The sequence below is a fragment of the Microbacterium sp. RURRCA19A genome (genome assembly GCF_900156455.1).
Taxonomy (GTDB): Bacteria; Actinomycetota; Actinomycetes; order Actinomycetales; family Microbacteriaceae; genus Microbacterium.
Map to the genome: position 1 here is coordinate 367,669 of NZ_FTNQ01000002.1, position 26,506 is coordinate 394,174.

At 69.0% G+C, this 26,506-nt stretch carries 22 protein-coding genes; 11 read left to right on the top strand and 11 right to left on the bottom strand.

Annotation, left to right across the window (positions count from 1 at the left end; translation table 11 throughout):
* Positions 1 to 3,277: 3,277 nt before the first annotated feature.
* The 3 genes from BW982_RS09675 to BW982_RS09685 all read left to right on the top strand — a co-directional run bounded on the left by BW982_RS09675 (position 3,278) and on the right by BW982_RS09685 (position 5,613).
* Complete coding sequence (locus tag BW982_RS09675) at positions 3,278 to 4,195, top strand: ParA family protein (RefSeq protein WP_076492715.1); 918 nt, start codon at positions 3,278 to 3,280, stop codon at positions 4,193 to 4,195.
* Positions 4,195 to 5,181 (top strand): ParB/RepB/Spo0J family partition protein, encoded by a 987-nt coding sequence (locus BW982_RS09680; protein WP_076492718.1) that lies wholly within the window; start codon positions 4,195 to 4,197, stop codon positions 5,179 to 5,181. The genes BW982_RS09675 and BW982_RS09680 overlap by 1 nt, the downstream gene beginning before the upstream one ends.
* Before the next feature lie 84 nt (positions 5,182 to 5,265).
* On the top strand, positions 5,266 to 5,613 hold the full coding sequence (locus BW982_RS09685) for a tryptophan synthase subunit alpha (RefSeq protein ID WP_076492719.1): 348 nt from the start codon (positions 5,266 to 5,268) through the stop codon (positions 5,611 to 5,613).
* Positions 5,614 to 5,730: 117 nt separating this feature from the next.
* Here the strand turns inward: BW982_RS09685 and trxA are convergent, their stop codons facing one another.
* From trxA to BW982_RS09700, 3 genes are all read right to left on the bottom strand, one after another.
* A complete protein-coding gene (gene trxA / locus BW982_RS09690; RefSeq protein WP_076493634.1) occupies positions 5,731 to 6,054 on the bottom strand; it encodes a thioredoxin in 324 nt (107 codons plus the stop codon).
* A gap of 62 nt (positions 6,055 to 6,116) precedes the next feature.
* Positions 6,117 to 7,103: a thioredoxin-disulfide reductase gene (gene trxB / locus BW982_RS09695; RefSeq protein WP_076492722.1), complete on the bottom strand. Its 987-nt coding sequence runs from the start codon at positions 7,101 to 7,103 to the stop codon at positions 6,117 to 6,119.
* A gap of 94 nt (positions 7,104 to 7,197) precedes the next feature.
* Entirely contained in the window at positions 7,198 to 9,306 is a 2,109-nt protein-coding gene (locus BW982_RS09700) for a DUF6049 family protein (protein WP_139327392.1), read from the bottom strand.
* A gap of 131 nt (positions 9,307 to 9,437) precedes the next feature.
* On the opposite strand from BW982_RS09700, the gene BW982_RS09705 reads away from it, so the two are divergent.
* Positions 9,438 to 10,952: a DUF7059 domain-containing protein gene (locus BW982_RS09705; protein ID WP_076492725.1), complete on the top strand. Its 1,515-nt coding sequence runs from the start codon at positions 9,438 to 9,440 to the stop codon at positions 10,950 to 10,952.
* Positions 10,953 to 11,099: 147 nt separating this feature from the next.
* Here the strand turns inward: BW982_RS09705 and BW982_RS09710 are convergent, their stop codons facing one another.
* Positions 11,100 to 12,842: an RCC1 domain-containing protein gene (locus tag BW982_RS09710; protein ID WP_076492727.1), complete on the bottom strand. Its 1,743-nt coding sequence runs from the start codon at positions 12,840 to 12,842 to the stop codon at positions 11,100 to 11,102.
* Positions 12,843 to 12,996: 154 nt separating this feature from the next.
* Here BW982_RS09710 and BW982_RS09715 point away from each other — a divergent pair, with 154 nt between their 5' ends.
* Positions 12,997 to 14,424 carry a CCA tRNA nucleotidyltransferase gene (locus BW982_RS09715; RefSeq protein WP_076492729.1) on the top strand — a complete coding sequence of 476 codons (1,428 nt, stop codon included), beginning with the start codon at positions 12,997 to 12,999 and terminating at the stop codon, positions 14,422 to 14,424.
* Between the two features lie 307 nt (positions 14,425 to 14,731).
* On the opposite strand, the gene BW982_RS09720 is transcribed toward BW982_RS09715, so the two are convergent.
* From BW982_RS09720 to BW982_RS09730, 3 genes are all read right to left on the bottom strand, one after another.
* Positions 14,732 to 15,817: a hypothetical protein gene (locus tag BW982_RS09720; protein ID WP_076492731.1), complete on the bottom strand. Its 1,086-nt coding sequence runs from the start codon at positions 15,815 to 15,817 to the stop codon at positions 14,732 to 14,734.
* Positions 15,814 to 16,173: a PadR family transcriptional regulator gene (locus tag BW982_RS09725; protein WP_076492733.1), complete on the bottom strand. Its 360-nt coding sequence runs from the start codon at positions 16,171 to 16,173 to the stop codon at positions 15,814 to 15,816. Before BW982_RS09725 ends, BW982_RS09720 begins: the two co-directional genes overlap by 4 nt.
* Before the next feature lie 143 nt (positions 16,174 to 16,316).
* Positions 16,317 to 17,351: an NAD(P)-dependent alcohol dehydrogenase gene (locus BW982_RS09730; protein ID WP_076492735.1), complete on the bottom strand. Its 1,035-nt coding sequence runs from the start codon at positions 17,349 to 17,351 to the stop codon at positions 16,317 to 16,319.
* Positions 17,352 to 17,606: 255 nt separating this feature from the next.
* On the opposite strand from BW982_RS09730, the gene BW982_RS09735 reads away from it, so the two are divergent.
* Together BW982_RS09735 and BW982_RS09740 are read left to right on the top strand one after the other, a co-directional pair.
* Complete coding sequence (locus BW982_RS09735) at positions 17,607 to 18,914, top strand: GAF domain-containing protein (RefSeq protein WP_076492737.1); 1,308 nt, start codon at positions 17,607 to 17,609, stop codon at positions 18,912 to 18,914.
* Between the two features lie 28 nt (positions 18,915 to 18,942).
* Positions 18,943 to 19,467 carry a hypothetical protein gene (locus BW982_RS09740; protein ID WP_076492739.1) on the top strand — a complete coding sequence of 175 codons (525 nt, stop codon included), beginning with the start codon at positions 18,943 to 18,945 and terminating at the stop codon, positions 19,465 to 19,467.
* Between the two features lie 63 nt (positions 19,468 to 19,530).
* Here BW982_RS09740 and BW982_RS09745 read toward each other — a convergent pair whose 3' ends face one another.
* Positions 19,531 to 20,565 carry a zinc-binding dehydrogenase gene (locus BW982_RS09745; protein ID WP_175611079.1) on the bottom strand — a complete coding sequence of 345 codons (1,035 nt, stop codon included), beginning with the start codon at positions 20,563 to 20,565 and terminating at the stop codon, positions 19,531 to 19,533.
* The gene (locus BW982_RS09750) at positions 20,562 to 20,981 is read right to left on the bottom strand and encodes a (R)-mandelonitrile lyase (protein WP_076492742.1); all 420 of its coding nucleotides are present in this window, start codon (positions 20,979 to 20,981) and stop codon (positions 20,562 to 20,564) included. The genes BW982_RS09745 and BW982_RS09750 overlap by 4 nt, the downstream gene beginning before the upstream one ends.
* Positions 20,982 to 21,108: 127 nt before the next feature.
* Between BW982_RS09750 and BW982_RS09755 the strand changes: the two genes are divergently transcribed.
* From BW982_RS09755 to BW982_RS09770, 4 genes are all read left to right on the top strand, one after another.
* Entirely contained in the window at positions 21,109 to 21,975 is an 867-nt protein-coding gene (locus BW982_RS09755; protein ID WP_076492744.1) for a helix-turn-helix domain-containing protein, read from the top strand.
* Positions 21,972 to 22,547, top strand: a complete 576-nt coding sequence (locus BW982_RS09760) for a sugar O-acetyltransferase (protein ID WP_076492746.1) — start codon at positions 21,972 to 21,974, stop codon at positions 22,545 to 22,547. Before BW982_RS09755 ends, BW982_RS09760 begins: the two co-directional genes overlap by 4 nt.
* Positions 22,548 to 22,739: 192 nt before the next feature.
* Positions 22,740 to 24,290 (top strand): acetaldehyde dehydrogenase ExaC, encoded by a 1,551-nt coding sequence (locus BW982_RS09765; RefSeq protein ID WP_076492748.1) that lies wholly within the window; start codon positions 22,740 to 22,742, stop codon positions 24,288 to 24,290.
* A 110-nt stretch (positions 24,291 to 24,400) separates the two neighbouring features.
* Positions 24,401 to 24,784, top strand: a complete 384-nt coding sequence (locus BW982_RS09770; protein WP_076492750.1) for a DUF779 domain-containing protein — start codon at positions 24,401 to 24,403, stop codon at positions 24,782 to 24,784.
* A gap of 192 nt (positions 24,785 to 24,976) precedes the next feature.
* Here BW982_RS09770 and BW982_RS09775 read toward each other — a convergent pair whose 3' ends face one another.
* Positions 24,977 to 25,327 carry a hypothetical protein gene (locus tag BW982_RS09775; RefSeq protein WP_076492752.1) on the bottom strand — a complete coding sequence of 117 codons (351 nt, stop codon included), beginning with the start codon at positions 25,325 to 25,327 and terminating at the stop codon, positions 24,977 to 24,979.
* A 51-nt stretch (positions 25,328 to 25,378) separates the two neighbouring features.
* On the bottom strand, positions 25,379 to 26,413 hold the full coding sequence (locus tag BW982_RS17755; RefSeq protein ID WP_139327393.1) for a P-loop ATPase, Sll1717 family: 1,035 nt from the start codon (positions 26,411 to 26,413) through the stop codon (positions 25,379 to 25,381).
* Between the last annotated feature and the right edge of the window lie 93 nt (positions 26,414 to 26,506).

Sequence of the window (26,506 nt, forward strand, 5' to 3'; positions counted from 1 at the left end):
GACGTGTTGCGGCGGTGGAAGTGTCAACGGTCCTCGGGTTTGTGGCGCTGGAGACGGACGGAGGCGGGATCACGCCGCCTTGGTCGGCCACGGAAGAGGTGGGGCCGGCGTCGACGTGGCGGATGGTCCCCTACATGGTCCGTGTCTACGTGATCGGGTGTCGGACGCTGTGCTGTCCGTGCGTCGAGACTCGCTCCCGCCCGAGTGCCGCAGAAGCTGCTGCGGCATCGACGAGCACGAGTGGGGCACTCCGCCGCTCTCACCTGGGTTGTGGACCGGGCGTCTCTCGTCAGGCGTGCTGCGGGCCGTGAGATTCCGCTCGCAGGGCTGACGATGCGTGGGCCCGTGTCGCGAGTGTCCGCCGTGCGGGTCATGAACGCGCTGGACTGGAGGAATCCTCCGGTTGCGCTGCGACCGGTGCCTCATCCCATCGCGTCTGGGTTGTCGGGCAGCCACCGCGAATCGCGCGAAGGTCGCGTCCGTGTCGGTTGGCACAGCGCCTTGGAACCAGGATCCGAAGTGGTCGCCTTCTGGGAGCGCCCGCTCAGCCGGATGCGGAGTGCGGACGCGTTGACCGCGGCACTTCGTGTTGTGCGACGCTGCCGTCCGCGACCTCCGATGTCCTCAGTCATGGCGGGCATGTCGGTCGGAACAGCTCGGCGCTGAGAGGACGATTGACACCCGGCCTGCCGACATGGTCACGCTGCGAGCCCGCCGCCGACATGCGGATTGCGACGGTTCTGGTCCATGAACTTCGGGTTCCCTCGCCCAACGCGTCGACGGCTTGTCGCGCGCGCTCGACGTTGTACAGGCGTCGCAGGGCGGATGTAGACACAGTGATTCGGGTCTGGATTCCGCGCATTCAAACGGGGAGCCTACGTTCGAGTCCAACTGCAGGCTTGCATGTTTCACGTGAAACGTCGGCCACGTAGTCACTACGGCCGTACGTCATCCAAGTGGGGCGTATGTCGGGGCGGCTGGTTGCAGAGCCGAGCAAGGTGTCGGCTGGTGCGCTCGAAGCCAGACCGGCGAGTGTCACGCGCAGCGCGAAGTCCATGGCGCTGCCGGTGACGCTCGCGCACGAGCGGCCCCGATCAGCCGGGGACCGATCCAGTACATCGGACCCGTCCGTGTGCACCGTGTGCACAGTTGTAGCCACCTTCTGATGGTGTGCTTCACGTGAAACATGGCGGCTGCGCGCTGGTCTCGCCGGCGAGGCATACGGGTGGGGTTAGGTCGACAGTTCAGCGAGTACTCCCCAGTCCGACCCACTATTCCCCCACGGAGTACACACGCTCAGACGCACGCATTCTGCCACTCCCCTTCCGAAGTTCGGCTCGTCCTCCGGCCGCGCGTCTGGCTCCAGGTCACGGGGCGAGCACACATTCAGCTCCATGCGGCGCGCAACTCACCCGAGTCACGCGGACGCGACGGCGGTTGGGCCGTTCGTTTCACGTGAAACATCCTGTAACCGCGCTGCTCGCGTGCAGGGCAGCGAGAGCGGTCGCGTATGCCGCGATCAACCCTGGATCGCCGGCCCGAACGAGAGTTCGTCCCCCCCTGATGCTTGTGGGCCACACCGCCCACCTTAGGATGCGCATGTTTGTACCGATCTCGGAGCGTGTGAACCCAATGACGCCGCCCCATCGGTGTGTTCGGCGCCACGTCATCGAGATGCCCACCTCCCCCGCATGTGTCGACTCCGGCGGGATGCGGACAACGAAATCACGTGATGGGCGTCTTCGTCTCGTATCGAATGTACGGACGAACTGCGGCGCGGCGCGCGCTTCCGCAATGGAAGCCATAAGCGGTTGGTTCCACACCGCGACGGCCGTGAACACACGAGGTTCACCTGCGCCCCTCCCCTGTCATTGAGCGGAGCTCGAGTCCGTCTCCAGGGTGCGTCGTCGGGCCACGTCTGGACGCGACGAGCCGTGGTTCTCGCACTGACTCCGTCGTCGTGTCTCGACAACGCGCACGTCAACGCCGCCCCAATGGAACCGCTCGAGGTCTGACAACGCGTTTCACGTGAAACATTTCGAGACTGCGCGCTTGCGGGAGCACCGCGGAGCGGCGTGGCAGTGCTGCCAGAATCCGGCGATTCCGATACGTGCAACGACACTTCAGAACGTGGCGACCGGCGTTACGCGCAAACACATCTCCAGAACACGAGGATGACGCACCCGCAGGGCGTTGTTCCGAGGGTCCTCTGTCCGCACTGATCTCTGCGTGAGGGGCGAGCGGGGCTAGGCGCACGCACGCCCAACTCCACTGCGCTGCGCGCGGTGTCATCTCGTCAGAACGCGAACGTCGCCACGGCCTGGACGGGGGCGCAGCGCAGCCCCGCCACTTGGAGCGCCCAGCCGTGACCCCATTGCAGGCGGCGTCAGCTGTTCGTGTGCGGGGGCTCTCCTGGTCCTTCGCACCTCATCGATGTTCGTAACGCCGCCACGCGAAAGCATGCACGTTCCAGACTGGCGGCGTCGCCCGTGGACCGCAGGGGGCCGCTCGTGCTGGTGTCCAGGTCGCGCACTGCATCAGGAGAGATGCGCAGCTCACCGACGATCGCGCTCTCCCTGTCCGATGGAACGCCGGTGCCGGCTCAGCCTCACGGGACGCGGAATCTGCGGCGCCACAGCGGCAGGCGCCTCGGAACGTGAGGTGGCGGAATGGGTGATCCGGACGGCTGAGCTGGTCTGGTCTCCCACAATGTGAGCACCCTGGCATTCATCTCACCGTTGCCGTGTCCGCGTCGCCTGCATCACTGCCCGAGGTGGGCGCACGGGGCTGAGGGCTACGACATGTTTCACGTGAAACGCAACGTACTTCGAGAAGATGTGGACGGGACCGCTCTGTGAGTGTGCACCTTCCATCGTCCCGCCCGGCTGGACATCCGATTGCAAACGCTCGGGTCAAGGTGGAAGTGCTCCGCTTCGCGACGCCGCTGAGCCGACGAACCCGCCGTCGCCGCGAAGAATCGAGCCGCCCGGGGGGCTTCGCCGTCCGAGACGCGTCGGCGGTCCCAGGCCGATCTCGGATGTCGGCGCGCCCGCGCACGTGAGCGGACTGACCTTCAGCGCGCACCCACGCCAAGGCGAACTGGGGCGACCCTCCCGCCCGCGGGCCATCGTCCTGCCGCCACCGTCGACCCCTTGGTTGACCCACCGCCCGTCTCGCTCGCAATTCGACCGGTGATTGCAGCCCCGCGCCTACTCGAGACGCAGGAGCCCACGTAGACTGAGGATGTTGTCCCCGGAGATGAAGGAGCGCGTTTCACGTGAAACAATCCGGCGAGTCGTCCGGCTCGACCTCCTTCGAGGACTCCCCTATTGCACGTGAGATCGCGGATCTCTCGGCTCGACGCCGAGCGCTGGAGGCAGTCGAGGTGAAGTTGTCGGGGCGCACCCGTGTGTTCACGGTGTCGAACCAGAAGGGTGGCGTCGGCAAGACGACCACCGCTGTCAACGTCTCGGCGGCGCTGGCATCCCTCGGAGCCAAGGTGCTCGTGATCGACCTCGATCCCCAGGGCAACGCGTCCACCGCACTCGGAGTCCCTCATAACGCCGACACCGCCAGCATCTACGACGTTCTGATCGACGAGTTCCCACTGGCTGACATCATCCAGACGAGTCCTGAGTCGCCGAACCTCCTGTGTGCGCCGAGCACGATCCACCTTGCCGGGGCCGAGATCGAACTCGTGTCTCAAGTGGCGCGTGAGCACCGACTGCGGGGCGCGCTGCGGGACTACCTCGCGGACGCCGACAATCACCTCGACTTCGTCATCATCGACTGTCCGCCGTCGCTCGGTCTCCTGACGATCAACGCCTTCACTGCGGCGGACGAGGTGCTCATCCCGATTCAATGCGAGTACTACGCGCTCGAAGGGCTGAGCCAGCTCCTCGGTAGTGTGCAGATGATCCAGAAGCACCTGAATCCCGCACTCCACGTGTCCACGATCCTGCTGACCATGTACGACGGGCGTACTCGCCTGGCGCAGCAGGTCGCCGATGAGGTTCGGGAGCACTTCTCCAACGAGGTGCTCGACACCGTGATCCCCCGCTCGGTGCGCGTCTCGGAGGCGCCGAGTTTCGGTCAAACGGTCATCGCGTACGATGGCCACTCAGCGGGCGCGATCGCCTACCGCGAGGCTGCGGTCGAGATCGTCGCACGCGACACCACCACGAAGGAAGACTGATGGCCAAGAGAACCGGACTGGGCCGCGGTATCGGTGCCCTCATCCCCACGGCGGAGTCGTCGGAAGCGCGACCGGTCGATGTCTTCTTCCCCGGCGCATCCACGACCGAGGAGTCGAAGAAGACGACGTCCACCCCGACGGCGACGGAGCCCTCGGACGACGCGACCCCTGACCTCGTCACCGTTCCGGGCGCGCGCTTGGTCCACATCGACCCGCAGTCGATCGTGCCGAACCCCCGTCAGCCCCGTACGCACTTCGACCCGGACGACCTCGCCGAGCTCGTCCACTCCGTACGCGAGTTCGGCGTGCTGCAGCCGGTGGTCGTCCGCGACAAGGGCGATGGCACCTATGAGCTGATCATGGGTGAGCGCCGTACCCGTGCCTCGCGTGAAGCGGGGCTGTCGTCGATTCCCGCCGTGGTTCGCGAGACCGAGGATGAGTACCTCCTGCGGGACGCGCTTCTCGAGAACCTGCACCGGTCGCAGCTGAACCCGCTGGAAGAGGCCTCCGCGTACCAGCAGCTCCTCGAGGACTTCGGGATCACGCAGGAGGAGCTCGCGACCCGCATCGGTCGCTCGCGCCCGCAGATCAGCAACACCATCCGTCTGCTGAAGCTCCCCGTCCCCGTTCAGCAGCGGGTTGCTGCCGGCGTTCTGACCGCCGGCCACGCGCGCGCGATCCTCTCGCTCGACGACCAGCGTGAGATGCAGAAGCTCGCGGACAAGATCGTCAACGAAGATCTTTCGGTGCGCGCTGCAGAGGCTGCGGCGAAGATGCCGGGTGTGGCTCCGGTGCGGCAGAAGCCGAAGGCCGGCAGCCGCCGCTCGGGTCTGGATGACATCGCGGAGCGTCTGGGTGATCGCTTCGACACCAAGGTGAAGGTCTCGCTGACGGCGAGAAAAGGCCAGATCAGCATAGATTTCGCGAGCATCCAGGACCTCAATCGCATCCTCGCCGTTCTGGGTGAAGAGGGCTACACGGGCTGAGTAGGGGCTCATTCCCCACTTGGCATATGCCGAGAGCGGACGTCGAGCGGCTCCCCCGTCGGAGGCTCGACGTAGGCTGGAGAGGTGACCGCGAAAGACCAGAGCCCTCGCCGCCGCGCCAGTCTGGAACTACTGCGAGCTGAGGCCTCTGATGAACTCGCCGTCCTCATCCACGAGCGTCTCCGTGGCGGCGAAGACCCGTGGGACTTCATGGAAGACCTGCCGAGCGTCGACGAACTGGTCGTGCTGACCCTTCGCGCCGAGAACATCGCCGAGAACGGCGGCGTCCGACCCACACGGTCTCGCAACTATCGCGTCCTCCGGCAGATCGCGCTGGATTATCCGGCGCTCACGCGGGCCGTGTGGCGCATTCTCGGCGACGAGGAGCCGCACCGCCGCTGGGACGCCTCGGTGCGTCTCGACGCCTCCTAGGGCGCCACGGAGCCGCCGGCGGCCGATGGCGGCGGCCTGGCATCCCTCCGTAGACCAGAAGGACGAGAAAGGCCCCCGGCATCACGAGGATGCCGGGGGCCTTCGCTACGAGCGGGATCAGCCGATGTAGGCCTCGAGGTCCTTCTCGAGCGCGAACTTGGGCTTGGCGCCGATGATGGTCGTCTTGACCTCGCCGCCCTCGAACACCTTCATCGCGGGGATGGAGGTGATCTGATACTTCATCGCGAGGTCGGGGTTCTCGTCGACGTTGAGCTTCACGATGGTGATCTTGTCGGCGTTCTCGGACTGGATCTCATCGAGAACGGGGCTGACCATACGACACGGTCCGCACCACTCGGCCCAGAAGTCCACGAGAACGGGGCCCTCGGCCTGCAGGACGTCCTGCTCGAAGGTCGCGCTGGTCGTCGCCTTGGCGGTCATGTGCATTTCTCCTTAGATGGAAGCGTTACCGGATGAAACCCCGGTGAGAACGGATTTATTCCTCAGACGACGGCCGCGTCGGGGAGTCCTTCGAGAGGACTCTCGGCGACCGCGGGCTCACCGGCCTCACCGCGTGCGGCGAGGAAGTGCTCCACGTCGAGTGCGGCGACCGTGCCACTGCCGGCTGCCGTGATGGCCTGACGGTACGTCGGGTCGATCACGTCGCCCGCGGCGAAGACACCGTCGACCGACGTGCGCGACGAGCGACCGTCGACCCAGATCGTCCCCTCGGGGGTGAGCTGGAGCTTGTCGTGCACGAGGTGCGTGCGCGGGTCGTTTCCGATCGCGACGAACAGACCGTCGATCGGGAGGTCGCTCTCGCTGCCGTCGACCGTCGAACGCAGGCGGATGCCATCGACGGCCTCGTCCCCGAGGATTTCCGCGACTTCGCTGTTCCACACGAACTCGATCTTCGGGTTCGCGAAGGCGCGCTCCTGCATGATCTTCGAGGCGCGGAGGGTGTCCTTGCGGTGGACGATATAGACCTTCGACGCGAACTTCGTCAGGAAGTTGGCCTCTTCCATCGCGGAGTCTCCGCCGCCGACGACGGCGATCGTCCGCTCACGGAAGAAGAAGCCGTCGCAGGTGGCGCACCACGACACACCACGGCCGGAGAGACGCTCTTCACCCTCGAGGCCGAGCTTGCGGTACGCGGAGCCGGTCGCGTAGATGATCGAGGCGGCCTCGTGCACCTTCCCGCTGCCGAGGGTGACCTTCTTGACGGGGCCGTCGAGCTCGAGCGACACGACGTCGTCGTAGAGGACCTCCGCGCCGAAACGCTCGGCCTGGGCCTGCATCTTGGCCATGAGGTCGGGTCCGAGGATGCCGTCGGGGAAGCCGGGGAAGTTCTCGACGTCGGTGGTGGTCATGAGATCGCCACCCGCTTCGACGGAGCTCGCGACGACGAGGGGTTCGAGGTTGGCTCGGGCGGCGTAGATCGCGGCGGTGTATCCCGCCGGGCCCGACCCGATGATGATGACGTGACGCACGGTAGCGCGTTCCCTTCGTTGATTCCGCCGGATGAAACCCATGGTAGCCCCGCAGTATTCCTGGGGCCTGGGGCTGGCGCGGGTCGTGTGAGCCTCAGGAGTGACCGACGCGGTCGGCCTCGCGGGAGGCACCGTCGTCTTCCTCCGGCTGCTCCGGCGCGCGGGCGCGCCGGCGGCGGCTGACCGTGCGCAGTACCCCGATTCCGAGGAACGCGACCACGAGGACGATGAAGACGATGAGGCCGATGCTCTCCCACTCGGCGCGCACTTCGACCTGCACGTTCTGTCGGGCGCCGATGACCTCTCCGGTCGGGCTGTAGAGCTGCATCGAGACGTCGACCTCGCCGTTGGCGATGCGGGCCTCGACGGGAACCTCGACGCGGGTGTTCGCCGAGGCCTGGGCGTCGATGGGTGTGTCAGCCTGGACTCGGAGGCGTACGTCGTCGGGCTGGGTCCGCAGCACCACCGAGATGGGCCACGGCAGGTCGTTGCGCACCCACGGTCGCAGCGGTGCGCTGGAGCTGACCAGCCGGAAGTCCGATGACAGGATGCCGACGGAGTCCAGCGTGGTCTGCGTCGCGGAGCGGTGGTCGGCGACCGCGGTGCGGGCGGCATCCCCGGTCCAGGCGACGTTCAGCACCTGGAGGATCTCGGCACGTTCGCGTCCCGTGAGGAGCTCCGGCTGGTCGAGGATCGTCGCGAAACGGTCGATCGTGTCTTCGTCGGAGAGCAGGTCGGCGACGTCGGCCGCGCGGACGGCGTCAGGGGACGCCTCTCCGAGCGACACGTCCGTCCGCGGAGCGCCCATGATCGCGGCGAACGTGGTGGGAAGGTATCCGGGGGCGGATCCCAGGGCGCCGAGCGTCGCGCGAAGGCTCACGCGTGAGCGATCGGTGCCACGGTCGAGGACGGCCAGCACGGGGCGGTCGGCCGCACCCGTGCGGGCGAAGGCGAGATGCCCGGATGCGGCGGCCAGGGCGGAGCCGCGCAGGGCGGTGTCGTTCTCGGCGGCGGCCGTGGTCAGGGCACGCGACACTTCCGCGTCGTACACCGGGGTCGCCACCCCGTCCACGGCGGCGGTGGCGGTCGCGGTGCCTCCCGCGAGGTTGGTCGACGCGACGAGGATGCGGGCGGGGGCGGCGTCCGATCCGAGGGCGCCGAGAGCGCCGACCACGGAGGAGTCGACGGAGCCGGTCGCGGGCCAGAACACGTTCTGATCGGCGGATCCGATGTCGAGCAGGGCGGTGAGGTCGGGGAAGGGGGGCTGTCCGGGAGCCGTCGAGGCGGAGGGGCTCGGCGTCGTCACCGCCGAGACCGGCTGGGTGAAGTCCGCCGCCGTCATGTACGACTGCAGTGACGTCGGTGCCAGGGGGGTCGTGACACCGGCGCGGATCTGCGCCGACAGGTCGGCGTCGCCGAACTGCAGGGCGAAACGGTCGTTGGGGAGGGCGAGCAGGCGCTTCAGCCACGCGACCGCGGTAGGGGGTGCGGAAGAACCGAGCACCCGGATGGCGGCGGGGATCGCCGGGTCGACGGCCAGGGTCGCGACCGAGCCGTCGACGGCATCCAATTGCGCCGAGAGGGCCCCGTCGACCGCGGTGAGGTCGGCCAGTTCCTTCGCGGTGAGCAGGCCCCCGGTGCGGGGGGCCGCGGTGATCGGCACCACGACCGCCAGCGGGGTGCTCGCCCCCTCGGCGGGCACGACGACCACGGTGGGCGCCTGGAGCGAGGCTCCCCCGCTCGTCTGGGCCAGCACGGGGTACACCCCGGCGCCGCGCCCGAGGAGCGCCGGGTCGGTGCCCTGCACCGTGAACGACACCGAGTTCTGTGCCGACGGGGCCGTGGCATCCAAGGTTCCCGTCGCGATCTGCTGCAGCGTGACACCGGACGCGTCGCCGCTCAGCCACCGGGTGAGGGCGGCGTCGTCGGTCAGCGGCGCCGCACCGATCGACAGCGAGACGGAGGCCGCCGAGACCGTCGAGGTGCCGGGGTTGGCGAGCGTCGCCAGCACCGCGAGAGTCTCGCCCGGGCGCAGGATGCCGTTGCCGGCGGGCGCCGCGGCGAGTGTGGGCGACGCGGTACCCGCGGAGGGCGAGGGGGTCGGGGTCGCCGCGGTGGCGGCGAGCGGCGCCGCGAGTCCGAGCGCGAGGGCGGCCGCGGCGAGGGTCGCCAGGAATCGGCGCGTGAGAGAGCGCCGTGGCACGGGTGAGCCCGAGGGCAGGGAGGTCACGTTCATACGAGCGTCGGTGGGCGAGGGGGCCTCGCACCGCGACGAGTCTAGGTCCGCCGCCTCGGAACCCCCCGATAGCCTCGCGCAGACGGTTGAATGGACCGGTGCTCCCCGAACCCGATCCGACACTCTGCCGTGCCCTCGCCGACGATCTGCGGTCCGCGGGCTACGCGGGTGCGTCGCTGCGGGCCGCGTGGGGCGCCCTCGCCGACGACGCGCTCGCGCGGGGCCTGCGGCGACCGGCCGAACGCGAACTCGGCGACCGACGCGACCCGCTCGCGGTCCTCGGGCGTCTGTGGGGGCTCGGTGCGCCCGTCGCGCGCGAGGACGCCGCGGCGGCTCTTCCGGCGCTCGGTCTCGACGGGGCGGAGGCTCTCGGTCTCGTCTCGCTCGACGGCGACAGTGTCGCGCCCGAGGTCCTGATCCGTCCGCAGCCCTTCGCCGACCCCGACGGAGAAGTCGAGTGGTGGATCGCGAGCGATCTCGACGAGGCGGCCCTGGGGGGAGCCCTCCCCGAGAACCACGTCCTGGGGGTCGGCGGGGCATCGCAGACCCTCGCCAAGCTCCAGCTCACCTGGCGCGGCGGTACGGCCCTCGACCTCGGTACGGGCTGCGGCATCCAGGCTCTCCGCCTGCGGCGGCTCGTGCCGCGGGTGGTCGCGACGGACATCTCCGAGCGTGCGCTGCGCTTCACGCGTCTGAACGCACTGCTCAACGACGTCGACGGGATCGAGACGCGGCTCGGTTCGCTCTTCGACCCCGTCGAGGGGGAGACGTTCGACCGGGTGGCATCCAATCCCCCGTTCGTGATCACGCCGCGGGTCGCGGGTGTCCCGGCGTACGAGTACCGTGACGGCGGGCTCGAGGGCGATGCGCTCGTCGCCGCGGTGATCTCCTCGGTCGGTGCGCACCTCGCGCCGGGCGGCGTCGCACAGTCGCTCGGCAACTGGGAGTACCGCGAGGGGGAGTCGGGGCTGGACCGCGTGCGGGGCTGGGTCGATCCGTCGCTCGACGCCTGGATCGTCGAACGCGAGCTGCTCGACCCGCTCGCCTACGCCGAGCTGTGGGTGCGCGACGGCGGGACCGTTCCGGGCACGCCCGAGTACGCGCGCCTCATCGATGCGTGGCTCGACGACTTCGCGGCTCGCGGGGTGACGGGCATCGGCTTCGGGTACGTTCTGCTGCGCCGACCCCTCGCCGGTGCGCCGACGCTCGCCCGCTACGAGCGGGTCGCCGGCGGTGGGGAGTCCGTGTTCGGCCCGCACCTCGCGGAGTGCCTCGAGAACCACGACCGCGCCGCCCTCCTCGACGATGAGGGGCTGGCATCCGCTGTGCTGCGGTTCTCGCCGGACGTCACCGAAGCCCGGCACCACCGCCCGGGCGAGGAGTCGCCCTCGGTGATCGAGCTGCGCCAGGGCGGTGGGTTCGGCCGCACGATCGAGGTCGACTCGGCGCTCGCGGCGCTGGTGGGCGCGTGCGACGGCGATCTGGCGGTCGGTCCGCTCGTCGACGCGATCGCGCAGCTCTTGGAGGTGGATGCCGGGGAACTCCGCGCCGACGTCCTGCCGCGGGTGCGCGAGCTCATCGTCACGGGCTTCCTGGTGTTCGCCGACGCGTGAGGCGTGGGGCCGGCTCGAGTGTGCAGGACACGCGGGTGCGGCGCGGCGGTCGGGGGGTTCAGTGTCCAAGACACGCGGATGCCTCCGCGCGCTGTCCGCGTGTCTTGGACACCGAAGGGGGCGAAGCGCGAGACCTCGCCCGTCGGTTCAGGTCCTGCGTCGCTTTCGGAGGACGACGACTCCTCCGAGTGCCAGGAGAGCACCGATCGCTGCTGCCAGGACGAGCGGCAGGCCGGGGAGTCCCGTGACCGCGAGCGCGCTCGCCGTCGTGCCGTCATCGGGCCCGCGCCCCACGGGAGGCGCGGCCGCGGTCGCCGTCGGTGAGGGAGTCGCCGTGGGCGTGGGCGTGGGCGTTGCCGTGGGTGTCGACGACGCCGTCGGTGTGGGGGTCGGTGTCGGGGAGTCGATGTACGTGAACCCCGCGGGGAAGACGGTGGTCACGGCGATGCTGGTCGGCGTGGTGCCGGCGACGATGGCGGCCGTGGCGGAGACGTCGACGGGACCGCTCGCGTGCGGCGGAGTGACGACGGTGATCGGGCACGTGGAGGCGTCGAGGTCGGTGCCCGGGATGCCGTCGAACGTCACCGTGGTCACCGCGAAGCCCACGGCCAGACCGGGTCGCGTCCTCCCCTCGGACGCATTGCTCCCGAGCTGCGCGGGGTCCGACAGTCCACCCCAGCTGTAGAGCCGGCCGTCCGATCCCCACCCGTAAGAAGCACGAAGACCGACCTCGACGTCGCGGATCTTCACCCCCGCCGGGATGTCGGTGGTGTCGACGGCGACCGGGGCGTACGCCGTCGCAGTGGAGCCGTCGCCCAACTGCCCGTCGGCGTTGTTCCCCCAGGAGTACATCGATCCGTCGCTCGCGAGAGCTACGGTGTGGAACTCGTTCGCAACGATCTTGGTGATGGTCGTGCCCGCGGGGATCTGTCCTGTCGCGACGCGGACCGGGGTGGGCGCCGACGCCACGCCGGGGTCCCCGACGCCGAGCACGCCGTTGCCGTTGTACCCCCACGCGTAGATGTTGCCGTCCGTGGCGAGGCCATAACCGACCCCCGATCCGGACGCGACCTGCGTGAACGTGACCCCGGCGGGGACGGCGCCTTGCGCGACGCGCACGGGTCGGCGGGCATCCCCGGGGATGCCGTTGCCGTTGGATCCCTCGAAGCCGGTGCCCCAGGCATAGATCCACCCGTCGGTGCCCAGACCGTAGGTGTTGAAGTTCCCGTTGGCGATCTGGGTGAACGTCACCCCCGCGGGGACCTGTCCGCGGGCGACCGCGACCGGCGTGGAGCGCAGCGCCCCCGTCCCGTCGCCGACCAGGCTCTCACCCCACGCGTACACCCAGCCGTCGTCCGCGAGGACGGCGGCGCGGCCGGACCCGATGGCCAGCGACACCGGCTTCACGCCCGCGGGGATCGCTCCCCGGAACGCTTTCACCGGCGAGCTGAACTGATCGGGGAAGAACGTGCCGACACCGAGTTGACCCGACGAGTTCAGGCCCCAGCCGTAGACGTCACCGGTGGACGTCAGGACGTATCCGGCCCATAGGTCGTAATCGGCATCCACGATCTCGGTCCCGGGTGGGAGCTCCCCCGCGGAGATGGGTGCGGGCAGGGACGAGCCACCGCCGGCCGTCGCCCCCCATTGACCGTCACCCCACGTCAGCACCCGATTGTCCTTCGTTATGACCATGGCGTTGAGACCGCCCGCCGCGAAGGAGCGCAACGGGGAGATCTCCGCACAGTCGAGGGTGACGGTCGTTCCTCCGGCGACGGGTCCGGAATCCGGGGTGGGTGCGGCCCCGGCCGCGAGCGGCGCCAAGACCGCGATGCTCGTGCCCATCGCGACCGCGGCGGCCAGGCCGACCCATGATGGTGTGCTCTTCATGCTTCTTCTTTCCGGCTAGGTCCGCCCCCACGGCAATCCACGCCTTGAGGACTCCGCGAGGCGAGGATCATGACGCGAATCCGGGAGAATGGCGTCCGTGATCGGGTGCGACACGGATCCTTCCGCGTCGGTGCCCCCGGTTAGGCTCGAAGGCATGCTGAACATGGCCGACGGTGTCGCGCGCCTCGGTGAACTCGCCGAGCATCCGGTGGTCGCCACCCTCGCGCGGGTGTTCGCCGACGCCGGGCGCGATCTCGCCATCGTGGGCGGTCCCGTGCGCGACGCGCTCCTGGGTCGCACCACCCACGACTTCGACTTCACCACCGACGCACGCCCCGACGAGATCCTCGCCCTCGTGAAGCCCGTCTCGTCGGTGCAGTGGGACGTCGGGCGTGCGTTCGGCACCATCGGAGCCAGGGTGCAGGGCGAGCAGGTCGAGATCACGACCTACCGCGCCGACAGCTACGACGGCGTCACCCGCAAGCCCACGGTCGAGTTCGGCGACACGCTCGAGGCCGACCTCACCCGCCGCGACTTCACGGTCAACGCCATGGCGCTGCGGGTGCCCGCGCGCACGCTCGTCGACCCCACCGGCGGCGTGGAAGACCTCCTCGCCCAGCGCCTGCGCACCCCCATCGACCCCGCGGTCAGCTTCGGCGACGACCCGCTGCGCATGCTCCGCGCCGCCCGGTTCGCCTCGCAGCTCGAGTTCACAGTCGACCCCGAGACCCTGGATGCCATCGCCGAGCTGCGCGGAACTCTCGAGATCGTGAGTCCCGAGCGCGTGCAGGCCGAGCTCGTGCGGCTGCTCCAGACCGATGACCCGGTGCGTGGCATCCGGGTGCTCGTGGAGACCGGGCTGATCGAGGAGTTCCTCCCCGAGATCCCGGCTCTGCGCCTCGAGGTCGACGAACATCACCATCATAAAGACGTGTACGAGCACTCGCTCACGGTGCTGCGTCAGGCGATCGCGCTCGAGAAGCAGCGTCACCCCGGCGCCGCCCCCGACGTCCCGCTGCGCCTGGCGGCACTGCTGCACGACATCGGCAAGCCGGCGACGCGGCGCCTCGAACCGGGCGGCGGCGTGACGTTCCACCACCACGACATCAAGGGTGCGCGGATGGCGCGCAAGCGCCTCCAGGCGCTGCGCTTCGACGCCGCGACGACGACCGTGGTGTCGCGCCTCGTCGAGCTGCACCTGCGCTTCTTCGGGTACGCCGAGGGGGCGTGGACGGATGCCGCGGTCCGCCGCTACGTCCGCGACGCCGGCGACGAACTGGAGCGGCTGCACATCCTCACGCGGGCGGATGTGACGACACGCAACAAGCGGAAGGCCCAGCGCCTGGCATCCGCCTACGACGACATCGAGGCCCGCATCGTCGCGCTGCGCGAGCAGGAGGAGATCGACTCGATCCGTCCCGAGCTCGACGGCAACCGCATCCAGGAGGTGCTGGGGCTGAAGCCCGGCCGCGAAGTCGGCGAGGCGTACCGCTTCCTGCTCGACCTGCGGCTCGACGAGGGCGTGCTCGGCGAGGACGAGGCCGAGAAGCGGCTGCGCGAGTGGTGGGCCGCGCGAGCCTGAGGCCTGCGCACGCGTCTCGGGGGCCGTGCCGTGCCGCGCCCGCCGTAGTGGGCTGCTGTGCCGCAGCGCGGAGTTCTCGTGCGGCACGCCGATCGGGCGGTGCGCGGGGCGGCGTGTCGGCGACGGACTCCGCGTGACGGCACGGGGCGGCCGCCCCCCGAATGACATCGGGGCGTGATTCGTGCGCCCCCACTCGCCGAATCACGCCCCGAAGTTCGGGATGCCTAGTCCTCGTCGTCGCGCTCCTGCTGGAGCGCCGCGAGCACGAGGTGGGTGAGGTCGATGCTCACGATCCGCGGCTCGTCGGTCACGGCGCGGCCTCCGCGTCGGGACTGGGCGTCACGATGGGTGACGTCGGCGACGGTTCCGGTGAGGGGAGCGCTCCGGTCGGGATCGGTTGGACCCGAAGGAAGGGGAACGTCGTCGCCTTCGCCTTCGCGACGTCCTCCCAGGGATCCCACGACATGACTCCGGGCGGGATCTCCCGCAACGGGTAGATGTTCCACGCGTCGCTGACTCCGGGCGCGGTGTACGGCACCGGCACCGGGCCGCCCCCACCGTAGAAGTAGGAGTCGTACGGCGTCGGACCGATGTCGCGTCCGACGGTCGTGAGCGGGTTGCCGTCCTGGTCGAACAGCTGCACCATCGGGATCGCATTGCCCTCGGCGTCGAACGCGAAGATGTTCCGCACCCGCTGACCGTCGACCGAGAGGCCGGGCGTGTACGTCGGTGCCGCGCCCGTGTCTCGGTGGACCAGGTCCCACAGCGCGCCGGAGAAGACCCCGATCAGGATCGGGAGCGTGAGGACCACGGCGACGGTTGACAGCGTGCGGACCACGCGCAGCCATCGTGCGGGCAGCCATCGACCGCGACCCCACTGGATGCTGAGGAACACGCAGGCCAGCAGGAACACCCAGGCCGCGATGTTGCCGTCGAGGATGAGGAACGCCGACCAGAGACCGCGGTAGCCGATGCCGGGGGTGACGAACCACAGCGCGAAGAACGCGAGCAGGTACCAGCCGACGCCCCGCAGAATCCAGCCCACCGGTCGCAGCGACGAGAGCAGGTCGAGGATCCAGGCGCCCACCGGGTTCTTCCGCACGGCGGCGCCGGTCTCGTGCCAGCCGTCGCGGACGACCTGCAGGATCGACGCCTTCTTCACGCGGGCGGTGTCGCTGCGCTCGGGGAGCCCCGCGGCGGCGCGCAGTTCGGCGGCGTAGGTCGTGGCATCCGGGAGCGTGAAGTCGTCGCCGGCCTCGGCGGCCTGGTCGGACAGGTCGGCCTCGAGCCCGTCGAGCAGGTCGTCGACCTCGTCGGCCGGGAGGTCATCGAGGTGGGCACGGACGGCGGCGGCGAATTCGTGGATGTCGGAGCGGACGGGCGTGGTGATCATCGGGCGTCTCCGATCGTGCGCAGCTTCTTCGGGGTGGTCGTCTCGTCGAGAAGGCTCGTCATGGCCGACGAGAAGTGGGTCCAGCTGGCGCGCTGCGCGTCGAGCAGTTCCCGGCCCTGCGGGTTGATCGCGTAGTACTTGCGGTGCGGTCCGCCGTCGGACGGCACCACGTAGCTCGACAGTGCTCCCGCGGAGTACAGCCGGCGCAGGGTGCCGTAGACCGAGGCATCCCCCACCTCCCCGAGCCCCGCGTCGCGCAGGCGCCGAACGATGTCGTAGCCGTAGCCGTCGTCATGCTGGACGACCGCGAGCACCGCGGCATCCAGCACCCCCTTCAGTAGCTGCGTCGTATCCACGCGCCCCCCCTTACTCATCTGTGAGGGACAGTACCACGCGATGCGCAGTAGTGCGCAGTGCGGATTCCGCGCGTCGTGTCGGGGCCGGGGAACGCCGAGGGGGTGGCATCCCGGACCGGATGCCACCCCCTCGAGGTCGTTGCTTACGGAACGACGACCGCGCGCCCGCGCACCTCGCCGTGGTGGAGGCGCTGGTACGCCTCGACGGCCGTGTCGAAGCCGTACCGCTCGACGTGGACGCCGACGGCGCCGCTGCGCGCGAGGTCGAGCACCTCGATGAGCTCGCTGCGCGTGCCCCAGTACGGTGCGCGCACGGCCGCACCCATCGGCGTCGAGAAGAAGCCGGCGGGCAGGATGCCACCACCGATGCCGACGATGTGGATGAAGCTGTCGATCGCGGCGACCTGCCGGGCGAGGTCGATCGTGGGCTGCACGCCGACGAAGTCGAAGACGGCCGTGGCTCCGAGGCCGTTCGTGAGCTCGCGGATGCGCTCGGCGGCGTGCTCGTCGGAGGTCACGGTGTGGTGCGCGCCGACTTCGCGGGCGAGGGCGAGCTTGTCCTCGCCGAGGTCGACCGCGATGACGGTGGCCTGCGAGATGGCGCGGAGGATCTGCACGCCCACGTGCCCGAGTCCGCCGACGCCGATGACGACGGCGGTCGCGCCGGGGTACAGCTTCTCCTTCGCGGCGACGATCGCGTGGTACGGCGTGAGGCCGGCGTCGGTCAGTGACACGGTCTCGACGGGGTCGAGGTCGCCGAGCGGCACGAGGTGGCGGGGGTCGTCGACGATGACGTACTCGGCCATCGCGCCGGGGCTGCCGAGTCCGGGAGGGGTGATGCCGAGCTCTGCGGCGTAGGGGCAGTAGTTCTCGGCGCCCTGCGCGCACGCGTGGCAGCGACCGCAGCCCCAGGGGCCGTAGATGGCGTACGCCTCGCCGATGTTCACGCCCTCGACGCCGTCGCCGAGCTCGTCGACGATGCCGGCGCCCTCGTGGCCCAGGGTCAGGGGCAGGCCGTAGGTGTACTGCTCCTCCGGGAGGTCCATCACGAACCAGTCGGAGTGGCACAGACCCGCGGCCGTGACCTTGAGGCGCACCTGTCCCGGACCGGGGTGCGGTTCCTCGATCTCGACCACTTCGGGTCCTTTGCCGATCTCGCGGTACTGCACTGCCTTCATGGCGTTCCTTTCTCCGGAGCGACGGGGGATACCTCCACCGTGCGCGCGTCGGTGGTGCGTGTCGAGGGGGTCGACGGCGTTTTCCGGCGTTGGGAATGACTCTCATTAATGCGTGTGAATGGAATTCCGGATGCCGGGACCGACACGCCGCAGAGTCCTCACGCCCCGCCCCCTGGCATCCCGCTGGGAACCCTCCCACCCCCGCGCCCCGCGACCTACACTGGGGGCGACACCGTCACCGCCGATGGGAGTCCTGTGTCTTCGCCGTGGTCGCGACCCGCCGTCTCCCCCGAGAACTCGGGGCTGCTGATCGCGCGCGCCCACGACGAGCTGCTCGCCGGCAACGAGGATCGTCGGCTCGGCGACGTGCGCCCACTGGTGCGGGATTCGTGGCGGAGGTCGCTGGCATCCCTCGTCGGTCCTGAGGGTCTGCCGACGCTCGATCTCGCCTCCGCGGAGCTCGAGGCGTACCGCCGTGCTCATCCCCTCGCCGGGGTGATGGACATGATCCGCGCCCTGTTGCTGCCCGGCTCGGGGGAGGACTCCGGCGTCGTCGTCGCGGTCGGCGACGCCGCGGGACGCCTGCTGTGGGTCGAGGGCGACCGCCGTGTGCGCTCGCTCACCGGCGACATGGGTTTCGTCGCCGGCGCCAACTGGTCGGAGGAGGTCGTCGGCACGTCCGCTCCGGGGACGGCGCTGACCCTCGATCGGTCGGTGCAGATCCGCGGCGCCGAGCACTTCAACCGGCTCGTGCAACCGTGGTCGTGCACCGCGGCGCCGGTGCACGATCCCGAGACGCGGCGGCTGCTGGGCATGATCGACGTCACGGGAGGCCCCGAGGCCGTGACCCCACAGGCCCAGTTGCTCGTGGATGCCACGGCCCGGGCGATCGAGAGCGAGATCCTCGTCGGGCGGCTCCGGGCGCAGCAGGAACCTGCGCCGCGTCGACCGCGACGGTCGACCGGGACGCGCGCGCTGCTGCGGATCCTGGGGAGGGACAGGGCGCTGCTCGAGGTGTCCGGCGAGTCCGGGGAGACGGTGGTCGAGCTCGGCGCACGGCACGCCGAGATCCTGCTGCTGCTCGCCGTGCACCGAGAGGGCATGTCGGCCGAGGCGCTGAGCGAGGCCGTGTACGGCCACCCCGCGACCGAGACGCTGCGCCCCGAGATGGTGCGGCTGCGGAAGGTGCTCGAGCCTCTCGCGCCCGCGCTCGTCCCGGCATCCCGTCCGTACCGGCTGCCCGACGGCCTCGAGACCGACGCCCAGCAGGTGGTGTCGCTGCTCGATCGCGGGGCGCACCGCGTCGCGCTCGCCGCGTACCGCGGGCCGGTGCTGCCGGATTCGGTGGCGCCCGGGGTGGCCGAGGTGCGGGAGTCGGTGCGCCAGGCGCTGCGCGAGGCGCTGATCGAAGAGGCGGGGATCGACGTGCTGCTCGCGTACGCCGACACGTCGGACGGGCGCGACGACGTCGAGGTGCTGCGGTTGTGCCTGGGGATGCTGCCGGGTCGGTCGCCGAAACGCGCCGGGCTGGTCTCGCGGATCGAGCGCCTCGAACGGGACTGATGTCGGAGGCCCTGGTTACGCTGAATCCATGGACGAATCGACGCTCGACATCTTCTCGGCAGCTCGCGCCCGTCGCGATGTGGGGCGCATCCGCGAGGCCGTCGCCGAGGTGAAGGCGGGCGACATCGCCCGGGTCCTGGTGCGGTCGCCCCGCTACGGTCTGTACGCGATCGAGGGCGCCGTGCGCATCGGCGTGGGCGGGCAGCCGCTCGTCGGCGACGTGATCCTCGCCACGAGCGCTGAGATCCAGCGCATCGATCTCGGCATCGCGGCGCCGGAACCGGCGCTGTCGGCCGACGTCGTCGACCCCTCGACACTCCCCCACGGCACGCCCGTGCGCGTCACGTTCGTCACCCCGACCGCTGCGACGTTCGCGGTGACGGGGCCCATCACCGCCGGCAACGACCGCTTCCTCCTCGTGGGCAGCTGGATCGTGTCCGACGACCGCGCGATCGCTCCGCGCGTGGTGAGCATCGAGCGTCTCGACGACGTCGACCTGCACGAGGTGAACGTCCCGCCGCTGCGGTCGGTGCTCGTCGACGCCGACGCGTAGGCGCTGAACCGGACGGATGCCGCGGCCTCGGGGTCGCGGCATCCGTTCGTTCGTGAAGGGTGGTCAGGGGCGGATCAGCACCTTCAGCGCCTCGCGGGAGTCCATGAGACGGTAGGCCTCGGCGATGTCCGACAGGGGCAGTTCGCGGTCGAAGACGCGATCGGGGTCGATGCTGCCGTCGAGCACCTGCGGCAGCGCCGCCTCGATGTAGGCCCGGATGGTTGCGGGCCCTCCGGTGAGGGTGGCGTTCTTGCCGAACAGCGACGCGAAGCCGACGGGAGCGTCCTCGTACTGCGGTACGCCGACGCGCGAGATCGTTCCGCCGGGGCGGACGATCCGGTACGCCTGCTCGTAGGCGGGCATGTGTCCGACGGCTTCGAGTACGACGTGCGCGCCCTCGCCGCCGGTGAGGGCGCGCACGCGGGCCACACCGTCGTCGCCGCGCTCGGCGACCACGTGCGTGGCGCCGAAGTCGCGGCCCAGGTTCGTCCGAGCCTCGTGGCGCCCCATGAGGATGATGGTCTCGGCGCCCAGCTGGCGTGAGGCGAGGACCGCGGACAGGCCGACCGCGCCGTCGCCGATCACCACGACGGTCTTGCCCGGAGCGACGCCGCCGGTGTGGGCGGCGTGGTGTCCGGTCAGGTATACGTCCGAAAGAGTCAGGAGCGAAGGCATGAGCGCCTCGTCGGTGCCGGCCGGGACGACGACCGCGGTGCCGTCGGCCTGCGGGACGCGGAGACGCTCGGCCTGGGTCGCCGATGCGGCGCCGTCGAAGAAGCCGCCGTGCACGCACGACGTCGTGAGGCCGTCGCGGCAGAAGACGCACGTGTTGTCCGACCAGGCGAACGGAACGATGACCGTGTCGCCCACCGCGAGGGTCTGCACGGAGGCGCCGATCCCCTCGATGACGCCGATGGCCTCGTGGCCCATTCGGCGTCCCTCGGGGGTGTGTTCGAGGGAGTGGTACGGATGCAGGTCTGAGCCGCATACGCACGCGTGCGTCACCCGGATCACGGCATCCGTGGGTTCCTCGATGGTGGGGTCGGCGACCTCTTTGACGCGGACGTCGCCCGCGCCGTACATCAGCGTGGCTCTCATCGGTCGTTCCCCTCGGTGATCGGGGCGTTGTACTCGTCGTCGGTGACGTGCGAACCCCATGTCGCGCTCTCGCTGCCCTCGGGGGTCTCCCACAGGGCGAGGTGGGTCATGAAGCTGTCGGGTGCGGCACCGTGCCAGTGCTCCTCGCCGGGCGGGCACGAAACCGTCTGACCGGCCTGCACCTCGACGATGGCGCCACCGCGCGCCTGCACCCGCGCGGTGCCTTCGATGACGCGCAGAGTCTGGCCGAGAGGATGCGAATGCCATGCCGTGCGCGCGCCGGGGGCGAAGCGCACGAGACCGGCGTGGAGCCGCTGACCGTCGTGCTGCGGCGACACGACCGGGTCGAGCCAGACGTCGCCGGTGAACCATTCGGGCGGGTTCTTCACGGTGGGCGGGGTGGGGAGGATGCGCATGGTGTGCTCCGTTCGTCGGGGGCGGTACGCCCAGCACACTCCGTCGACAGCCTCCGCGGGAGGCCCTGACGGAGGGTGTACCACCAGGGCATCCCTTCCTCCGAGCGGCGGCTCTACCGTGGATGGCATGGACAACAAGGCGGAGGTACGCGAGTTCCTCACGACCCGCCGTGCGCGCGTCGCCCCCGAGCAGGTCGGGCTGGCGGCGGGCACCCATCGGCGCGTGCCCGGTCTGCGGCGCGCGGAGGTCGCGATGCTCGCCGACGTGAGCGTCGAGTACTACGCGAAGCTCGAGCGCGGGCACATCGCGGGAGCCTCCGCCGCGGTGCTCGAGTCGCTGTCTCGCGCCCTGCTGCTGGACGAGACCGAGCGGATGCATCTCCTCGACCTCGCTCGGGCGGCCGATGGCATCCCGACCTCCGGGCGACCGCGGCGACGTTCGAGCGCGACGGTGACGGCGCGTCCGGGTCTGCAGAGCACCTTGGATGCCATCACCGGCGGGCCCGCGTTCGTCCGCGACCGCCACCAAAACCTCGTCGCGACGAACGCGCTCGGGGCGGCGTTCTACTCCCCGGTCATCGGCACGAGTGGGCGGGTGCCGAATCTGGCGCGGTTCCAATTCCTCGACCCGGCGGCGCGCGACTTCTACCCGGATTGGGACCTGTTCGCGCAGATGTGCGTCGGGATCATGCGGGTCGAGGCGGGGCGCGATCCGCACGACCGCACGATGCAGGACCTCGTCGGCGAACTCACGACCCGCAGCGAGACCTTCGCCCGCCTGTGGTCGGCGCACGATGTGCGCACCCACGGGACGGGGACCAAGCGGTTCCATCATCCGGTGGTGGGCGAGCTCACGCTCGCGTACGAAGAACTCGCCGTGACCGCCGACGACGGCATGGCGCTGCTCGTCTACACCGCCGAGCCGGGATCGCCGTCGGCCGAGCGTCTGCAGATGCTCGCGAGTTGGTCGCTCAGCGAGGCCGGTCGATCATGACCGTCACCGATCTCCTCGAAGCCCTCGACCGCGGGGACACCATCGCCGGCGGGTCTCCCCTGCACGACGTCATGCACCGCGCGAGTCAGGAGGCCCTGCGGATCGCCGCCGAGCTGAACTCCGCGTACCGCGAGCCCGACGACGTCCGTGCCCTCCTCGCGCGGCTGACGGGGCGCGAGGTCGACGAGTCCGTCACGCTCTTCCCGCCCTTCACCAGCGACTTCGGTCGGAACATCCGGCTCGGCAAGCGGGTGTTCATCAACTCCGGATGCCGCTTCCAAGACCAGGGCGGCATCACGATCGGCGACGATTGCCTGATCGGCCACAACGTCGTGATTGCGACGCTGCAGCACGGCATCCACCCCGCCCGCCGCGCGGATCTGCTGCCGGCGCCGGTGGTCCTCGGACGCAACGTGTGGCTGGGAGCGAACGTCACGGTCCTACCGGGCGTGACGATCGGCGACGACGCGGTGGTCGGTGCAGGTTCGGTGGTCACGAAGGACGTTCCGGTGGGCACGATCGCGGTGGGCTCTCCCGCACGGGTGGTGCGCGGCATCCGCGGTCCGGCATAGGGGCGTGGGACGCCGAGACCGCGTCCGTTCGCCGAGACCGCATCCGCTGGTCGTCGATTCGATGCGGTTTCGCCGATCGGGTGCGGTCTCGTCCCGCACCCGTGCAACCGGATGCAACGTTGCCCGGCGTACCGTCGGCGCATCGCCGCCCGAAGCCGTCGCGGCGTCTCATGACCGTCGAAGGAGACACGCATGACCATCGTCGAAGAAGGCGTTTCCAGCGTCTACGCCGCCCCCGGTTCGCGCGGGGCCGTCGCCCAGTATCGCGAGCGGTACGGGCACTACATCGGCGGGGAGTGGGTCGAGCCGCACAGCGGCGAGTACTTCGAAGACATCACCCCCGTCACCGGCAAGCCCTTCTGCGAGATCGCCCGCGGAGACGCCGCCGACATCGACCGGGCAGTGGATGCCGCCTGGAAGGCATTCGCGTCGTGGAAGAAGACCACGCCCGCCGAGCGCAGCGTCATCCTGAACAAGATCGCCGACCGCATCGAGCAGAACCTCGAGATGATCGCCGTGGCCGAGACGTGGGAGAACGGCAAGCCGGTGCGCGAGACGCTCGCCGCCGACATTCCGCTGACCGTCGACCACTTCCGCTACTTCGCGGGTGTGCTGCGGGCCCAGGAGGGGTCGCTCAGCCAGCTCGACGAGAACACCGTCGCGTACCACTTCAACGAGCCGCTCGGTGTGGTGGCGCAGATCATCCCGTGGAACTTCCCGATCCTCATGGCCGCGTGGAAGCTCGCTCCGGCGCTCGCCGCGGGCAACTGCGTCGTGATCAAGCCGGCCGAGCAGACCCCGGCATCGCTGCTGTTCCTGTTCGACATCATCGGCGACCTGCTGCCGGACGGTGTCGTGAACATCGTCAACGGCTTCGGCATCGAGGCGGGGGCGCCGCTCGCGCAGCACAAGCGTGTGCGCAAGGTCGCCTTCACGGGTGAGACCACGACGGGCCGCCTGATCATGCAGTACGCGTCGCAGAACCTCATCCCGGTGACGCTCGAGCTCGGGGGCAAGAGCCCGAACCTCTTCTTCGAGGACGTGGCCCGCGCGACCGACGACGCCTACTACGACAAGGCGCTCGAGGGCTTCACGCTCTTCGCGCTGAACCAGGGTGAAGTCTGCACGTGCCCGTCGCGGGCGCTGATCCAGCGGTCGATCTACGACCAGTTCCTCGGTGACGGCCTCGCACGCGTCGGCAAGGTGAAGCAGGGCAACCCGCTCGACCCCGAGACGATGATCGGCGCGCAGGCCTCGAACGACCAGCTCGAGAAGATCCTGTCGTACATCGAGATCGGCAAGGCCGGCGGCGCGAAGCTGCTCACCGGTGGCGAGCGGGTCGACCTCGGCGGCGAGCTGTCGGGCGGCTACTACGTCGCACCGACGGTGTTCGAGGGCACGAACGACATGCGGATCTTCCAGGAGGAGATCTTCGGACCGGTGCTCTCGGTCACGTCGTTTGACAACTTCGACGACGCGATTTCGATCGCGAACGACACCCTCTACGGCCTCGGCGCCGGTGTGTGGAGCCGCAGCGGCGACACCGCCTACCGCGCCGGCCGCGCCATCGAGGCCGGTCGCGTCTGGACCAACACGTACCACCAGTACCCGGCGCACGCCGCGTTCGGCGGGTACAAGCAGTCGGGCATCGGCCGCGAGAACCACCTCAAGATGCTCGACCACTACCAGCAGACGAAGAACCTGCTCGTCTCGTACGCCGAAGGCGCGATGGGCTTCTTCTGAGCCGACGCGCTTGTGGACGGAGCGTCGGGGCGGCGGGTCGCCGGCGCTCGGTGACCCCCGGGTTCGTCCCGGGGGTCACACCCGTTTCCGGATTCGAAGGAGAAGAACGGATGCCAGACCTCTCACGCGTGGATGTGACGGATGCCGCGGCCGCGCTGCTGCGCGACCTGACGGCGAAGCACGGCCCGCTGATGTTCCACCAGTCGGGCGGTTGCTGCGACGGCAGCTCTCCCATGTGTTACCCGGTGGGGATGTTCCTCACCGGCCCCAGCGACGTGCACCTCGGTGACATCGACGTCGGTCTCGACGACCCGATCGAGGTCTACATGTCGGAGTCGCAGTTCGAGTACTGGAAGTTCACGCACCTCACGATCGACGTCGTGCCGGGCCGCGGCGCGGGGTTCTCGGTCGAAGGGCCGACGGGGATGCGGTTCCTGATCCGGTCGCGGATGCTGACGGCGGAGGAGGCGGCGGCGTTTGGGGTGGGAGTGTAGGCGGGAGGGGGTCGATGACCTCACGATTCTCAGTTGTACGCGCTGGGTTCGTGGGTGCCAGTTGGCCTTAGCTTGCCGCGTGATTCCGCGGACGTCCTGCTCATTCGTGATGGCTGATTCTCGATGGTCTGAAACGAGTCCCGGCCCGGGACCGGCCCCCAGCTATCCGCAGTGTAATTCGCGAACGCAGATCTACTTCCAGGGCCGGTTCCACGCGCGGGTGAGGGCGTCGTGGAGCATGAATCCGTGGCGTGTGGTGAAGCCGGCCCCGCCGACGCGCCGGTAAACGAAATCTGTGTATGACCCGTTGCGGATGCCAATGCCGCCGATCTCGAACATCTGCTTGAGGAGTTGCTTGACCTCGGTCTCATCGAGTTCGCCCTTCACCTCGGCGCAGACGTACTCGAAAGTAAAGAATCGACTGGGAGAGGTGCGCAGCGCGTCTTTGAATGCCCCCAAATGTCTCGCCCTGTTCTCGTCCAAGACGCCAGCGAGATTGTCGAAAATCTCTCCGACAAAGTACTCCTCGGAGTACGACCGCACTGCCGCCTTTGCATTCTCTTCGGGGATCTTTCCGTTTCCCCTGTAGGCTTTCTACAGATGCCTCATCAGAGCGACCGCGTCGCGGGGGAGGAGCCGCGTATGATCAAGCAGATACTCGGGAAGCTCCATGTGTGGACCGACCGCAACGCTCTTCGACAGGTACTGTCCGACGATGCTCGTGACCGCTGGTGCTCCAACCTGCGCTTTGTGGGTCAACAGCTTCCAAAGGTGGTTCTTGGATCCGATTCCGTTGGCGTGCCAGTCAAGGTAAACCGCATGGGACTTGAGCCGATTTATCTCGGGGCCAGGAAGCACGTCGAAAACGTCTGATCTTGCGGCGATGACGATCGAGGCTGGGAGCCCGAGCTCCTTCAAGAAGCGGTTCAGGCTCAAGCCCGCCTGCATGAGGCCGGCGAGGGATGTCCATTCGTCCTTCTGCTCGAAGAAAAACGAGTCCAACCCGTCCAGCGCGACCACATGCTTGCTGTCCGTTGAGCACCACCCAATCATTCTCTTGAGATAGGTGTTTGCTTCAAGTGGAGTGATGGTGGACGTGTCAACTCGTGTTTCGGTAGCGAAGATCTTTAGGTCCAATTTGAACGTGGAACTCGACCAAACTGCGACTGAAGCCGACCAATCGGATGCAAGCAAGCCGCGCGCTCGCAGATTCTTCACGATCGCGTAAAACTTGGCATCTACCTTTATTCCTTCGTCCGCTGCGAGGGATTCGACGAGCCTGAGAAGGAGCACGAACTCCCACGCAGCTTGGTTGCGAGAACCTCCGGGAGACTGCCCCATAGGGATGTTGGTCATGTCGTTCACTGGGAACCCGGCAAGGTTCCAACCAGTGTAGAAACGGTTCCAATGCCCGGCCCAGCGAAGCCGCAAATGTTCAAGTACAGCAGACTTTCCGGAACCTTTCGGTCCGAGAATGAGCCAGGTCCGCCCGTCCAAGACGTGCTGCACGGCTTGGTTGTAGTCGTAATATCCCTGCAGAAGCAGATCCGGCATTTCCAGGGCTTCAAGTGCGGCGTCTAGCTCACCGAAGTTGAGCAACTCGAATTTGGGAAGCGCGGCGTTACTCATGCGCTGAGCTTACACACCAGTCTAAAAGATGCGCGGTACTTTCGGACGTGGTAGTCATCGGTGGTTGCCGAGTCTGCGCCGCATGAGACGAGC